Raw genomic sequence first — 13505 nt, 5'->3', positions numbered from 1 at the left:
TACCCACGGCGGTGACGCGGGAGCGGTTGGCGGGGGCGGCGCGGGACGCGCTGGGCGGTGGGCGGCGGTTGGCGACGGTCGAGCGGGTGACGGGCGGCAGCAAGAAGGGCGTGTACCGCCTCGTGATGGACGACGCGACGACGGCGATCGCCTACCTGTGGGACGCCGACGAGAACTACTGGCCGACGGCCGAGGGCGACGACGACCTGACGGATCCGTTCTCGCCCGGTCTCGGGCTGCACCTGTTCGAGGCCGCGCACGCGCGCCTGGACGGGCTCGGTGTCCGAGTCCCGCGGCTCCGGCTCGCCCAGCGGGCGGGCGACCGCGGCCCGGCGGACCTGGCGATCGTCGAGGACATCGCGGGCCAGAGCCTGGAGGACCTGCTCGCCCGCGATCCGCGCGCGGCCGCCGCGGTCACGGCCCGGCTCGGGGATGCGCTGGCGGCGATGAGGTCGCATCACGCGCCCCGGTACGGGAAAGTCGCCGTGGTCGACGCGGGAGGCAGGTCGCGCGGGACGTCGTGCGAGGGCGTCGTCCTGGACCGGGCGCTGCGCGACCTCGCCGAGGCGGCGTCGCGTGAGCCCCGGATCACGGCTGCCCGCGACCGGCTGGAGGAGCGGCTGCGGGGCCTCGCCGCGGGGGTGCGACCGCGCGCGGAATACCGCGTCGTGCACGGCGAACTCGGGCCCGACCATGTGCGGGTGGACACGGACGGCCACCCCGTGCTGATCGACATCGAGGGCCTCATGTACTTCGACGTCGAGTGGGAGCACGTCTTCCTGCGCATCCGCTTTGCCGACGCCTGTCCCCCGCTCGGGACGGACGGACTGGACGGGAGCCGGCTCGCCCTCTACACGCTGGCCCAGCGGCTCTCGCTGACGGCGGGCCCGCTCCGGCTCCTCGACGGCGACTTCCCCGACCGGGAGTTCATGGCGGGCATCGCCGAGCACAACCTGAAGAAGGCACTGGAACTGGTGTGAAGGGCGGGCGGTGCCCGCCGTCGGCCGATCCGCCGGCGGCGGGGATCAGCGCGCCCCGGCCGCCGTGTGCGCCCCTGCCGCCGCGTCCGCCCCGACTGCCGCGTCCGCCCCGACTGCCGCGTCCGCCCCGGCCGGTGCGTCGCGCAGCCCCAGGCGTAGATGTTCGACGTGGTAGAGGGCCTGTTCCAGGAGTTCGGCGACGTGGTTGTCGTAGAGCGCGTAGATGACCGAGCGGCCCCGGCGTTCGCCGGTGACCAGGCCGAGGTTGCGCAGCAGGCGCAACTGGTGGGAGCAGGCGGACTGTTCCATGCCGACCGCGTCGGCCAGTTCCGTGGCCGCGCAGGGGCCTTCCTGGAGGCGGGCCAGGATGCGCAGGCGCGAGGGGGTGGCCAGCGCCTGGAGGGTGGCGGCCACATCGGCGGCGCCGACCGTCTCCAGGCGGTCGCGCGCGGTGGCGGTCGTGGTTCTGTCGGCTCCGTGACCCATGGGCATCATCGTACGGAGAACGAACCATGAACGCATGAATGAGTCTTCATTCTTTCCTGTACGGTGGTGGGGAGCGCCAGGATTCCGGCTGCGCGCGAACCTGTCACGCCTGTGTGAAGGACCCCCGATGACCTCCACCCTCGCCCCGGCCCCGGCGGAGCGGACCTCGCCGGGCCGCGCCCCCGCCGGGCAGCAGCGGCGTACCCGTGTCCTCGCCCTGCCCGAGGCCCGCTGGGCAGCGGCGGCCCTGGCCCTGTTCCTGGTCGCGCTGCCGTTGCAGCTGACCGGCGCACCGGCCTGGACCTGGGCGCCCCTGTACGCCCTGACCTATGCGGCGGGCGGCTGGGAACCGGGCTGGGCGGGACTGCGGGCGCTGCGCGAGAAGACCCTCGACGTCGACCTGCTGATGGTCGTCGCCGCTCTCGGTGCCGCGGCGATCGGGCAGGTCATGGACGGTGCGCTGCTGATCGTCATCTTCGCCACCTCGGGCGCGCTCGAGGCCCTGGCCACCGCCCGCACCGCCGACTCCGTGCGCGGGCTGCTGGACCTGGCACCCGCCAAGGCCGCCCGCATCGCCGCCGACGGCGATGAGGAGAGCGTCGCCGTCGAGGACCTGTCCATCGGCGACACCGTCCTCGTACGCCCCGGTGAACGCGTCGGCGCGGACGGCCGTGTGCTCGACGGCGCCAGTGACGTGGACCAGGCGACCATCACCGGCGAGCCGTTGCCCGTGGTCAAGGAGCGGGGCGACGAGGTCTTCGCCGGCACCCTCAACGGCACCGGCGCCCTGCGGGTGCGCGTCGAGCGCGACGCGTCCGACAGTGTGATCGCCCGGATCGTGCGCATGGTGGAGGAGGCGTCCGAGACCAAGGCGCCCACGCAGCTCTTCATCGAGAAGGTCGAGCAGCGCTACTCGCTGGGGATGGTCGCGGCCACACTGGCCGTCTTCCTCGTCCCGCTCGCCTTCGGCGCCGAGTTGACCGGCGCGCTGCTGCGGGCGATGACCTTCATGATCGTGGCGTCGCCGTGCGCCGTCGTCCTGGCGACCATGCCGCCCCTGCTCTCGGCCATCGCCAACGCCGGACGGCACGGTGTGCTGGTCAAGTCCGCGGTCGTGATGGAGCGGCTCGGCGAGGTCGACGCGGTCGCGCTCGACAAGACGGGCACGCTGACCGAGGGCACCCCGCGGGTGACCGACGTCCGGCCGCTGGCCGGCTCCGGTCTCGACGCGGCCGGGCTGCTGCGGCTCGCCGCCGCGGCCGAGCACCCCAGCGAGCACCCGCTGGCCCGCGCCGTGGTGGCCGCGGCACGGGAGCGGGGACTCGGCCTTCCGGACGCGGAGGGCTTCGACTCGACGCCCGGTGTCGGCGTCAGAGCCACCGTCGAGGCGCGCCGGGTCGCGGTGGGGGCGCCCGCCCGGCTGCTCGCCGATGCCGATCACGCCGACCCGGCGGCGGCGGACCTCGCGGCCGAGCTGGAGGACGGCGGCCGGACCGCTGTGCTGGTCACGGTGGACGGTACGCCCGTCGGTCTGCTCGCTGTCGCCGACCGGCTGCGCCCCGACGCCCTCGCGACCGTCGCGTCCCTGACATCGGGCACCGGGGCCGCGCCCGTGCTGCTGACCGGCGACAACCCGCGCGCGGCGGCGCGTCTGGCCGCGGAGGTCGGCGTCGAGGACGTACGCGCCGGACTGCTGCCCGAGGACAAGGTGAGCGCGGTCAGGGAGCTGGCGGCGGCCGGGCGCAGGGTGATGGTCGTCGGGGACGGCGTCAACGACGCCCCGGCGCTGGCCGCCGCCCACACCGGCGTCGCCATGGGCCGGGCGGGTTCGGATCTGGCGCTGGAGACCGCCGACGCGGTCGTCGTCCGCGACGAACTCGCCGCGGTGCCCGCGGTGATCTCCCTGTCCCGCCGGGCTCGCGCGCTCGTCGTCCAGAACCTCGTGATCGCCGCGGTGTTCATCGCCGGCCTCGTCGTCTGGGATCTGGCGGGCGACCTGCCCCTGCCGCTCGGTGTCGCCGGTCACGAGGGCTCCACCGTCATCGTCGGGCTCAACGGGCTGCGGCTGCTGCGCGAGGCGGCCTGGCGACGGGCGGCCGTCCCGGGCGGTGGGCAGGCCGCCCGGACCCCCGCGGCGGGGTGACACGCCTGGCGGCCCGGCCCGTCGTCGGTGCCCGTCGGGCATCGACGACGGGCCGGGTGGTCAGCCGGCGAAGGCTTCGACGAGTGTCCAGATCGCCAGGCCGGCCATGCAGACACCGCCGATGCGCTGCACCGTCTTCAGCGGTACCCGCTTGGCGATGAAGCGGCCCGCGAGCAGGGCGAGCGCGGACACCGACATCAGGGCGGCGGCCGAGCCGATGGCGGTGGGGAGCCAGCCGTTGGTGGCCGCGAGGTTGGCGGTGGTGATCTGGGTGAGGTCTCCCCACTCGCTGATGAAGACGGCCATGAAGGCGGTGGTGTAGACGGGCCAGAAACCGGTGACGGTCCTGGAGCCGTCCTCGCCGTCCTCGTCGTCGCCCCCTGCGCGCAGCAGCATGACGGCTCCGAAAGCGAACAGGGCGGCGGAGACGAGCTTGACCGCCGTCGCCGGCAGCAGGCTGAGCAGACTGCCGGCCCCGACGGCGAGCGCGACATGGACGACAAAGGCCGTGGAGGTCCCGAACCACACGTACAGCGGGCGCATGCGGGTGCCCATGGCCAGTGACGCGAACATGGTCTTGTCGGGAAGTTCGGCGAGGAAAATCAGCCCGAAGGCGGTGATGATCGCCAGGGGGTCGAGAGTCATCCTGGTGCTTTCTCCTGGGGCCGGGCCGAAGGCTCGAACGGCACCCACACAGGTGACGGGGGGACCCTTGCGGCCCGGCACGATGACGCGGCCCCCACGTGTGTGCGGGCCGTGTTGTGCCGTGGCCGAAGGTCTCGTCCACCGACCCGTCACCTCGGGCCGGCCCGCTGGCCGGGACGCCCGTGAAGACGTCCAGTGTGTCGACCAGCGGTGTTGCGGGACTACTCCCCTTCGCCGCCCCCAGCCTAAGCAATCGGCGCGGCCGGGGTAAAGCCGGTGCCGGGTGGTACGCCTCACGCCGCAGGGACACGGCCGTCCGGCCGACGGCCGTGATGCCCGTCGTGTCCGTCGCCCCTGCGGCGGTGGCATGCCGGTGATCGACGGTGGCAGGTAAAGGCGCAGGCCCGGACCCGTACGGTCGGCGCTCCGGGCGTGGCCCCGCTGTTCGTGCCGGCCGTCACGGCCGCCGCCATCCCCCGCTGGGCCGAGTCCCGGCACCTGGGGCAACCCGTCGCGCCCCGGCGGGCGGCGTTCACGGTAAGCGCCGCACGTTCGGGCCTGGCACAGAAAGCGCCACCGGCGACCTCTACTGCACCATCTCTTGGCACCTCGTTCGCGGGGGATTCAGTCGCCGGACGTTCGAGCGTCGTCTCATGGGTTCACGATCCAACACCGTCACGGGGGGTGCTGGTGTCCACGAATGAAGTCCGAGCCGAGGAACCCGGTTTAACGGAACCCAGGTTGACGGTCCGAGGACCGGAGCGGTCCTGGCCAGCGCGGCTGCGTCGGCCCCTGCCGCTCACGGTGGCGCTCGTCCCCGCCCTGTGCTTCGTCCTGGTGCTGGTCTTCGGGCATGCGGCGCTCCCGTTCCAGCGGATCGTGACCATCGAGGCCAAGATGGCCTCCAAGTCGGAGTTCTTCGAGGATCCCGAGGTGGAGCGGCTGCTGCTCCAGCACGGCTTCCGCATGCACATCACCCGCATGGGGTCGCGGGGGATCGCCACGCAGAGCTACGAGGGCTACGACGTCGTCTTCCCCTCCGGGCAGCCGGCCGCCGACCTGATCACGCAGGAACGGGCGAGGGCGGGTCACCCGGCCACCACCTACGGGCCGTTCTCCAGCCCCATAGTGCTCGCCACCTACCGCGAGTACGCGCGGACGCTGGAGGCCGAGGGGGTCGCCAGGCCGCAGCAGGACGCCGCGGCGGACGGCGACCAGCCGCTCTACTACCGGCTCGACATGCGCCGTTTCATCGACCTCGCCCAGGCCGACGGCGGCAAGGGCAAGCGGTGGGACGACATAGGTCTGGGCCGGTACGGGCTGCACAACGGCAACAAGGTGCTGGCGCAGACCTCCGACATCTGCGAATCCAACTCCGCGGGCACCTATCTGGGCCTCGTGGCGTTCGTGGAGAACGGCAACGACATCCCGAAGACCGACGCGGAGGCCGACAAGCTGGCCCGGCGGATCAAGCCCGTGCTCATCGCCCAGGGCATGCCGTCGTTCGAGAAGAACCAGACGTACATCTCCCCCGAGGGCAAGAGCATCGCCCCCATCGCCGTCATCTACGAGCACCAGTTCCTGGCCTACCAGATCCAGCACCGGGCCATGACGGGAGCGGTGGACGACGAGCGCGTACTGCTGTATCCCTCCACGCGCTTCATCACCGAACCCAAGCTCATCGCGCTCAGCGACGACGGGGACCGGCTCGGCAGGCTCATCTCCGACGACCCGGCGCTCCAGAAACGGGCCATGGAACTGGGGTTCAGGCTGCGCGACGCCGACAGCAGCTTCACGAGCGTACGCCTCACCCAGTTCCTGAAGGACCACCACATCCCGGCCCCGGCCTCCTCCACCGACGACACCAGAGCCGTACTGCCCGACCTCGGTCTGCTGGAGCGCATGATCGAGACCGTCGGCGAGTGCGACCCCACCGGCCCGGCGGGCGCCGGGTCCGACGGTGCGACGCCGCCGGCCGAGGGCTCCTCGTGATGACCGACGCTCAAGGACCTCAGGTGAAACGACGGACACAGACCGGCATCCTCGCGCTGTGCCTGGTGCTCGTCGCCGCGTGGAGCGCGCTCACCGCCTGCTCGTCCGGCGGCGACGACACGACCACGCTGCACGTGCTGGCCAGTCCCGAACTCGCCGACATGCGGCCGGTCCTGGACGACCTGGAGCACGACACCGGAGTGCGTCTCGACCTCGACTACCGGGCCGCGAACGACGCCGACGATCTGCTGGTCGACGGGGGCCACGGCTACGACCTGGCCTGGCTCTCCTCCGACCGCTCGCTCCGGTTGAAGCTCAAGAAGAAGGGCGGGTCCGGCGCCGCCGTGCCCCTGAGCACCCCCGTCATGCGCTCGCCCGTGGTCATCGGGGTGACCCGCGACCTCGCACAGCGGCTCCGGGAGCAGGTCCCCGGCGGTCGCCTGTCCTGGGCGGACATCGCGGACGCCGCCGCCACCGGCACCGTACGCTTCGGCATGGTCGACCCCCGGCACTCGGGCAGCGGTCTCGTCGCCCTCGTCGGGGTCGCCACGGCCGCCGCGGGCACCGGGAGCGCGCTGCGCCCCGAGGACGTCTCATGCGACCGGCTGCGCGGCTTCCGCTCCGGGCAGACCCTCACCGCCGACACCTCACGGGAGCTGATCGACGCCTTCGTGAAGGACGGGCAGCGGGCCAACGCGCTGATCACCTACGAGTCCGAGCTACTGGCGCTGAACAAGTCGGGCCGGCTCTCCCAGCCCCTGGACATCGTCTACCCGGCCGACGGCACCGTGCTCTCGGACTACCCGCTGCTCCTGCTGGACGACGGCCGCCGCGCCGCCTACGACCGGGTGGTGGACTGGCTGACCCGGGAGAGCCACCAGCGGGAGATCATGCACCGGACGCTGCGGCGCCCGGTCAGCCCGTCGGTGCGCCGCACGCCCGAACTGAGCGCCCCGCTGGCCAACGCGCTGTACTTCCCCGACGACCTCGCCGTCGTGGAACGGCTCGTCGCCGACTACGGCGATCCTCGGCGTCCCGCCGGGGACCGGGTCGTCTTCCTGCTGGACTTCTCCGGTTCGATGCGCGGCGAGCGGGCCGCGGCGCTGCGTGCCGCGTTCGCCGGTCTCAGCGGGGCGGACTCCTCGCGGACGGGCAAGTTCGCCCGGTTCTACGAGGGCGAACGACTGACCGTGGTGCGTTTCGGCGGCGGTGTCCTGGGCGAGCGGACCGTCACCGTGCGCGGCCCGGACGACCTCCGCAATCTCCAGGCCTTCATCGCCCGTGACGAGTACGACGGCGACACCGCCCTGTGGTCGGCGCTCGACCACGGGTACCGCACGGCTGCGGCGGCCCTCCGCGAAGCCCCCCGCCAGTCCGTGTCGATCGTGCTGATGACGGACGGCGAGAACAACGCCGGCCTCACCTATGACCAGTTCGTACGGCGGTACCGGGCGCTGGAGCCGGCGGCCCGCCGGGTCCGTACCTACCCCGTCCGTCTCGGCGAGGCGGACGCCGGCCCGCTGCGGCGTGTGGCGGCGGCGACCGGCGGGCGCGTGGTGGACGCCGACGGCTCGTCCCTCCCCGAGGCATTCAAGGAGATCCGTGGCTGTGGTTAACGGCGCCTGGTGGGGCGCGTGGTGGGCGTGGATGGTCGTCTGGCTGGTGGCCGCGGCGGGCGTGCTCGGCCTGTTCGTGCTGCTTCTGGCGCTCGCGCGCAGGGGGCTCACCGGCCCCCGCAAGGAGCACCCGGGCCCGAGCATCTGTGTCTATCTGCACGAGCAGTCCGTCAAGAACCTCGACGAACTCGGCAACTACACCGCGGCGTTGGAGCGGGTGGTCGAGGAACGCCGCAACGTCACGGCGAGCGCCGGGTTCTGGACCAAGCTGATGCCCTTCGTGCTGAAGGCGGACCGGGGCACCAGCCAGGAGACGTTCACCAGTTACGTGCAGCGGCACACGCCGTTGTCGACGGTGGGGGTGCTGCTGTCGGTGTTCGACCGGGAGGACGCCGTCGTCCGCGTCGATCTGCGCTCCGGTTCCCTCACCCTGAACCGGGCACTCACCCGCGAGTTGTCGGCCGCCCATGGCCGCACGGCGGACGCGGACCGGGTGGCGCTCAGCGACATCAAGGAGTTCGTCTCGGTCCAGGGCCGCTTCACGGCCCAGCCGCGGCCCGACGGCGGCTACGTTCTGCGGGCCCGCTACGGCGGCGGCGAGCGGCCCGCGCAGCTGCGGGTCCCGCTGTCCGCCGCGGGACTGCAGATCGACACGATGTACGAGGGCGAGTTCCAGGCCCGCTGCCTGGGCAAGACCACGGGCTGGAACCCGGAGCTGCGCGAGGTCACCCTGGACGCGATCGCCATCTTCCGCTAGAGCGTGTTTCGACAGTAGCGTCGTCCGCCCGGAGGGCTAGCTAGACGGGACCTTCGAAACACGCCCTGGGGCCCGCGGTCACGCCCGCCCAAAGCCGCGCGTCCGGCCGCTCGGTCCAGGTCGGACCCCTCCGTGCCGTCGTGGTCGCGCAGGGCGTGCGGATCAAAGTGGCAGACGCCGCAGTAGTCCACCCGGACGGCGACGAGTACCTCCGCCGCCCCGGCCTTCTCCGGCCGGCCACCTGGTCCCGGCTGGAGCGCCGCCCCGGCGGCCATCTCTGGTCAGCGACGTCTACGCGGCGACCGCCGGGGAACCCGAGGACGTGCACGAGCGGCGGCGCGACCTGCTGCGCGAGAGCGCGCGCCCATGGCCGGCGGCTGAGCGCCCGCGGCCGCGGGCGGGCGCAAGGCGCCGAGGCACGCGAGGCGGAGTAGCGTGGGAGGTGCGAAGACGGCCGGTGTCCGGACGCCGGGAGCGTCTTCGCCGATGTCCCACCGGCTTGATGTTCTCCGAAGGAGTGAGCGGGCGCGAGCGGTCCTCGTGCGTCGGCCGCCCGGAGCCCCCTTGAGGTGACCTTCCGTATCCGTGTGTCAAGAGGGCGTATGCGCGCAGCCGACGACTCTTCGCAGAGTCCTGTGGGGGCACTGGGGAAAGTGACGGTGGCGATCCCACAGAATGGTCCCGGGGAAGTCCTCGTGGCCGTCCGGGGCGGCTCGGAAGCCTACGCGGCCTGGTCCGCGGCGCCGGTCGCCAAGGACGCCCGCGTGATCGTGGTCGACTCCGTCTCGGCACGCTCGGTGATCGTCGAGCCGCTGCCGTCCTGAAGCGCCTTCCCCCACGGGAAGCGTCTTCCCGGTCCTTGCAGGACGCGAGGTGGTCCCTCATGTTTTTCTGGCACGTTCCCGCTCCCAATGAGGCCATGCTCATCTCCGGCTCCAAACGGCGGGCCGAGGAAACCCAGTTTCGGATCGTCACCGGTCACGGCAGTTTTGTGCTGCCCGTCAAGCAGAAGGCCCGGATGCTGTCGCTGGCGCTGCGGGAGGCGGAGATCGCCGAGGACTGCGTGACCCAGCAGGGAATCCGGCTCAAGGTGCGGGCCGTGTGCGTGTTCAAGGTGGGTGACGACGCGGTGTCGATCGCCAATGCCGCCCGCCGGTTCCTGTCGGAGCAGCAGCATATGGAGGAGTTGGTGGGCCGGATCTTCGCGGGGCATCTGCGGTCCATCGTCGGCGGGCTCACGGTGGAGCAGATCATCCGCGAACGCAGCCGGGTCTCCCAGGAAGTGGTGGCGGGCAGCCACGGCGAGATGGAGAAGCTCGGCATCGTCGTGGACGCCCTCCAGATCCAGGAGATCGAGGACGACACCGGATATATCGACAACCTCGCCGCGCCGCACGCCGCCGCGGTGGCGAGCCAGGCCCGGATAGCGCAGGCCAAGGCCGATCAGGAGGCGGCCGAGCGGGAGCAGCAGGCCGCCGCGCTCAAGGCCGAGTACGAACGGGACACCGCGATCAAGCGGGCGGGGTTCACCGCCCAGACCGAGCAGTCCAACGCCCGCGCCGCGCAGGCGGGCCCCCTCGCCCAGGCCAAGGCGTCCCAGGAGGTCATCGAGGAACAGACCGCGCTGGCCCAGCGCCAGGCCGGTCTTGCGGCCCAGCGGCTGGAGGCGGAGGTACGGCGCCCGGCGGACGCGGAGGCCTACCGGCAGCGGGCGCTGGCCGAGGCGGGCCGCGACCGGGCCAAGTTCGAGGCAGACGGGACCGCCTATGCCGAGCGGGCCATCGCCCAGGCCCAGGCCGACGCCAACACGGCGCGGGCCACCTCGCTCCGTGACGGCAACCAGGAACTCATCGCGGCCAACCGGGTCGTGGAGAATCTGCCCGCCCTCGCCGAGGCGGCGGCCCGCGGAATGTCCGGAGCGGATCTCACCGTCCTCAACGGCACCGACGGCATCAACCAGGTGGCGGCCGGAGTGGTGGCGCAGGGGCTGGCCATCCTCGACACGCTGCGGCGTTCGACTCCCTCGCCCGCCGGCGGACAGCCGGTACGGGCCGAGCGGGAGCAGACCTGAACCCGCCAGGGGCCTGGACACGAAGGAGGACAGCTGTCATGGATGCGGATCGTGCCAGGCGTGTGGTGGCGGCGCTGCGGGCCCGGGAGGTGATGGCCCATCTCGTGGAGGCGGGTGTCTACGAGTTCGGGATCAGGGTCGTCCTGGACGAGGGCATCGAGGCGCTGTGGGACATGGACGGCGCATCGGGGCTGGACGCGGAGATCGTCAGCGACGGCGTACTCATCGGGTTCGTCCCCCATGTGCCCGGTTCGGAGAACTTCACCGAGCAGCAGATCGTGGACAGCATCGCCAGTACGCGGTACTCCACCGAGGGCCTTCACCCGCCCGAGGACACCCCGCCGCCCCCGGCCTCCCCGTCGCGGCCGCCACCGGCCGCCGGGCCTCCCGCCGCGGACAGCGCCCCGGCCGGCCCGCCGGTGGCCCGGCTCCAGCGCCGGGCACACTGGATCCACCGCGGCGCACGGTAGCGGAGGACGTCATGACGCCGATGCGACCGGCCTTGCAGCTGACGGTGTTCATCGAGGAATGCGACACCTGGCACCACAAACCGCTGTCCGCGGAGATCGTGCACCGCGCGCATGAGGCCGGGCTGGCCGGCGCGACGGTGCTCCGCGGGATCGAGGGGTTCGGGGCGTCCTCGGTGATCCACGGCTTCCGGCTGCTGTCCCTCAAGCAGGACGTACCGCTGGCGATCGTGATCGTGGACGAGGAGGAACGGGTGCGCAGCTTCCTTCCGACCCTGCGCGAGCTGGTCGACGGCGGGCTGGTGATCGTCGAACATGTCGACGTCATGCACTGCCCCGCACGGGACACGACACGGGCACACCCCTGACGCGGCCGGCCGCCGGCGGTCACCGCCGCGCCCTCAGTGCCTCAAGTGGCCGTGGCCCCTTGGCCCTTGTAGTGGACGACCTCGACCTCCTGCAGAGTGATCAGTCCGCTGAAGGGCAGTTCCCCGAGCTGGGAGAGGAAGGCTCGGACGCGGTCCTCCTCGTCGACGATGACGACGGCCGTCGGCAGGTCGTCGGCCATGGACAGCAGTCGCGTCGTGTGCACGACCGATGTCGCCCCGAAACCCTCCACACCCCGGAAGACCGTCGCCCCGGCCATCCCGAAGGCATGGGCACGATGCACGATCTCCGTGAACAGGGGCTTGTGATGCCAGGTGTCGGTGTCGTCGACGATGACCGTCAGGCGCAGTGCGCGTCCACGCAGTGGCATGATCGCGGTCCTCTCGTCGCCGGGCACCGGGACATGTCTCCACCCTACGGGCCGTGCCGGGCCGGCGGGGTCGAGGAGAGCACGATCGGCTGCGAAGGGAGCACCGAGGTGGGGGTGGGTGTTCCGGGAGCTGTGCGCCCCGAGGAGGGGATCACGCGTCGGCGAGCAGGGGGTCGTACGGCGTCGAGCGCCGGCGGCCCGCCATGAACGACAGGAAGTCCTTGACGAACGCGACCCGGCCGTAACCTCCCTCGCCGCCGTCCGTGTCACGGCGGAACGCGGTGCGGAACAGGGCACGGTACTCGTCGGCGTCGATGCGCTCGTCGCCGTCCTTGTCGGTGACGTCGAAAAGGACCTCGGCGACCTTGATCAGCGCCGGTCCGGCCAGGGAGGGGACTGCCATGGCGTACTCCTGCGCGCTGACGCGTCCGTCGCCGTCCGTGTCGAGGGCCGACTGGAGTTCCCGCCACCAGTCGGCGTAGGCGTGGTAGAGCCTGGTCTCCTCGGGCTCGTCCAGGTCGAGGCGGCCGGCCAGTTCCCGGGCCATGGCGGCGAGGTCGGGCCAGTCCAGCCAGCCGTCGCCGGTCTGGTCCAGTACGGCCCGGAAGAACTCCTCGGCGCCCCGCCGTACGTCGGTCTCGCCCGTGGGGTCCGGCGGTGGCGCGGGCAGCGGGCTGATGAGCCGGATCAGGGCCCCGGCCCGCCTGATCCGATCGTGCAGCGCGGTGATCGTCCTCGCCCGTGGGTCGTCGCTGTCGGGTGAGAGGGCCAGCAGGTCGGCGATGCCTTCGGCCCGGATCCAGCCGCCGGGCAGGAAGCGGGCCAGGCCGGCGGCCAGGTAGGCGCTCTGCATCAGCGTCTGGGCACCGGGGATCTCGGGCAGACCGGCGCGCCGCCGGAAGGGTTCCGGCAGGGAGGCCACGGTGATCGCTCCGACGACGGGTCCCGCGAGGGTGCGGCCGGCCGCCCACAGCGTGGGCAGACCGTTCAGCAGGGGCGGCGCCGGCAGCCGGTCGAAGAGCTTGTAGAGGATGATGCGCATGGCCTCCGTGTTCTCCAGTTCCTCCTCGACCATGCGGTCGAAGTACGGCCAGAACTCATGGAGGGTGTGCGGCAGATGACCGGCCTGGTCTCCCAAGGTGGCGAGGAACGCCTGGAATTCGGCGTACAGGCGCTCCATGGCGGTCTGTTCGAGGGGCTGTCCGCTCAGCCGGCACATGGTGACGGCGCTGTCGAACAGGGTGGCCACCACCCAGGCGCGCACCCCGGGGTCCAGCGCGTCGTACGGCCGGTGCTGTGCGTCGGTGCCGCTCAGCCGTGCGTGCAGTCGATTGAGCCGCGCCGCCTCCCGGTGCCGGGTGTGATCGTCGGCGCCGAACATGCGGTGCAGGCTCACGAGGGTGTTGCGCAGCCGCCGCCAAGGGTGGGCCACGAACGTCGAGTTGTCGATCAGGGCAGCGCCGATCTGCGGGTGGGCGGCCTCCAGTACGGTCGCCCGGATCAGGGCCAGTGCCCAGCGCGGGTCGTTGCGCAGGTCGTGGAAGTGCGAGCCGGGGCCGAACACGGGCCCCGTGCCCGCCTCGCCGGCGGG

Annotated in this window: 13 protein-coding genes and 1 pseudogene; 10 read left to right on the top strand and 4 right to left on the bottom strand. The window is 72.2% G+C overall.

Features of this window, described 5'->3' with window-relative positions; all coding sequences use genetic code 11:
- Nucleotides 1-11 precede the first annotated feature (11 nt).
- Nucleotides 12-980: a phosphotransferase family protein gene (locus ABT245_RS11365; protein WP_351732102.1), complete on the top strand. Its 969-nt coding sequence runs from the start codon at nucleotides 12-14 to the stop codon at nucleotides 978-980.
- Between the two features lie 45 nt (nucleotides 981-1025).
- On the opposite strand, the gene ABT245_RS11360 is transcribed toward ABT245_RS11365, so the two are convergent.
- Nucleotides 1026-1466 carry an ArsR/SmtB family transcription factor gene (locus ABT245_RS11360; protein ID WP_351731762.1) on the bottom strand — a complete coding sequence of 147 codons (441 nt, stop codon included), beginning with the start codon at nucleotides 1464-1466 and terminating at the stop codon, nucleotides 1026-1028.
- Nucleotides 1467-1593: 127 nt separating this feature from the next.
- On the opposite strand from ABT245_RS11360, the gene ABT245_RS11355 reads away from it, so the two are divergent.
- Nucleotides 1594-3609, top strand: coding sequence for a heavy metal translocating P-type ATPase (locus ABT245_RS11355; protein WP_351731760.1), 2016 nt, complete (start codon nucleotides 1594-1596; stop codon nucleotides 3607-3609).
- A gap of 60 nt (nucleotides 3610-3669) precedes the next feature.
- Here the strand turns inward: ABT245_RS11355 and ABT245_RS11350 are convergent, their stop codons facing one another.
- Entirely contained in the window at nucleotides 3670-4254 is a 585-nt protein-coding gene (locus ABT245_RS11350; protein ID WP_351731757.1) for a TMEM165/GDT1 family protein, read from the bottom strand.
- A gap of 741 nt (nucleotides 4255-4995) precedes the next feature.
- Here ABT245_RS11350 and ABT245_RS11345 point away from each other — a divergent pair.
- The 8 genes and pseudogenes from ABT245_RS11345 to ABT245_RS11310 all read left to right on the top strand — a co-directional run bounded on the left by ABT245_RS11345 (nucleotide 4996) and on the right by ABT245_RS11310 (nucleotide 11525).
- Complete coding sequence (locus ABT245_RS11345) at nucleotides 4996-6246, top strand: hypothetical protein (RefSeq protein ID WP_351731755.1); 1251 nt, start codon at nucleotides 4996-4998, stop codon at nucleotides 6244-6246.
- A 23-nt stretch (nucleotides 6247-6269) separates the two neighbouring features.
- Nucleotides 6270-7862, top strand: coding sequence for a vWA domain-containing protein (locus tag ABT245_RS11340; RefSeq protein WP_351731753.1), 1593 nt, complete (start codon nucleotides 6270-6272; stop codon nucleotides 7860-7862).
- On the top strand, nucleotides 7849-8619 hold the full coding sequence (locus ABT245_RS11335) for a hypothetical protein (RefSeq protein ID WP_351731750.1): 771 nt from the start codon (nucleotides 7849-7851) through the stop codon (nucleotides 8617-8619). The genes ABT245_RS11340 and ABT245_RS11335 overlap by 14 nt, the downstream gene beginning before the upstream one ends.
- Before the next feature lie 200 nt (nucleotides 8620-8819).
- A pseudogene (locus tag ABT245_RS46035) lies at nucleotides 8820-8983 on the top strand (TetR/AcrR family transcriptional regulator); the annotation flags it as partial.
- 238 nt (nucleotides 8984-9221) lie between these two features.
- Nucleotides 9222-9443, top strand: coding sequence for an NfeD C-terminal domain-containing protein (locus ABT245_RS11325; RefSeq protein ID WP_502982107.1), 222 nt, complete (start codon nucleotides 9222-9224; stop codon nucleotides 9441-9443).
- A gap of 59 nt (nucleotides 9444-9502) precedes the next feature.
- On the top strand, nucleotides 9503-10690 hold the full coding sequence (locus ABT245_RS11320) for an SPFH domain-containing protein (protein ID WP_351731743.1): 1188 nt from the start codon (nucleotides 9503-9505) through the stop codon (nucleotides 10688-10690).
- Nucleotides 10691-10728: 38 nt separating this feature from the next.
- A complete protein-coding gene (locus ABT245_RS11315; RefSeq protein WP_351731741.1) occupies nucleotides 10729-11160 on the top strand; it encodes a hypothetical protein in 432 nt (143 codons plus the stop codon).
- An 11-nt stretch (nucleotides 11161-11171) separates the two neighbouring features.
- Nucleotides 11172-11525, top strand: coding sequence for a DUF190 domain-containing protein (locus ABT245_RS11310; RefSeq protein ID WP_351731738.1), 354 nt, complete (start codon nucleotides 11172-11174; stop codon nucleotides 11523-11525).
- Between the two features lie 41 nt (nucleotides 11526-11566).
- Here ABT245_RS11310 and ABT245_RS11305 read toward each other — a convergent pair whose 3' ends face one another.
- Both ABT245_RS11305 and ABT245_RS11300 read right to left on the bottom strand, forming a co-directional pair.
- Nucleotides 11567-11914 (bottom strand): DUF190 domain-containing protein, encoded by a 348-nt coding sequence (locus ABT245_RS11305; protein WP_351731735.1) that lies wholly within the window; start codon nucleotides 11912-11914, stop codon nucleotides 11567-11569.
- A gap of 151 nt (nucleotides 11915-12065) precedes the next feature.
- On the bottom strand, nucleotides 12066-13478 hold the full coding sequence (locus ABT245_RS11300) for an oxygenase MpaB family protein (protein ID WP_351732099.1): 1413 nt from the start codon (nucleotides 13476-13478) through the stop codon (nucleotides 12066-12068).
- Nucleotides 13479-13505: the final 27 nt, after the last annotated feature.

This window comes from Streptomyces sp. NPDC001508 (assembly GCF_040298665.1).
GTDB lineage: Bacteria > Actinomycetota > Actinomycetes > Streptomycetales > Streptomycetaceae > Streptomyces.
This window is presented reverse-complemented; position numbering and strand designations above follow the sequence as displayed.

Coding starts and splice junctions, on each gene's coding strand:
- ABT245_RS11360 (WP_351731762.1), bottom strand. CDS start 1,466: ATGGGTCACGGAGCCGACAGAACCACGACCGCCACCGCGCGCGACCGC.
- ABT245_RS11355 (WP_351731760.1), top strand. CDS start 1,594: ATGACCTCCACCCTCGCCCCGGCCCCGGCGGAGCGGACCTCGCCGGGC.
- ABT245_RS11350 (WP_351731757.1), bottom strand. CDS start 4,254: ATGACTCTCGACCCCCTGGCGATCATCACCGCCTTCGGGCTGATTTTC.
- ABT245_RS11325 (WP_502982107.1), top strand. CDS start 9,222: ATGCGCGCAGCCGACGACTCTTCGCAGAGTCCTGTGGGGGCACTGGGG.
- ABT245_RS11320 (WP_351731743.1), top strand. CDS start 9,503: ATGTTTTTCTGGCACGTTCCCGCTCCCAATGAGGCCATGCTCATCTCC.
- ABT245_RS11315 (WP_351731741.1), top strand. CDS start 10,729: ATGGATGCGGATCGTGCCAGGCGTGTGGTGGCGGCGCTGCGGGCCCGG.
- ABT245_RS11310 (WP_351731738.1), top strand. CDS start 11,172: ATGACGCCGATGCGACCGGCCTTGCAGCTGACGGTGTTCATCGAGGAA.
- ABT245_RS11305 (WP_351731735.1), bottom strand. CDS start 11,914: ATGCCACTGCGTGGACGCGCACTGCGCCTGACGGTCATCGTCGACGAC.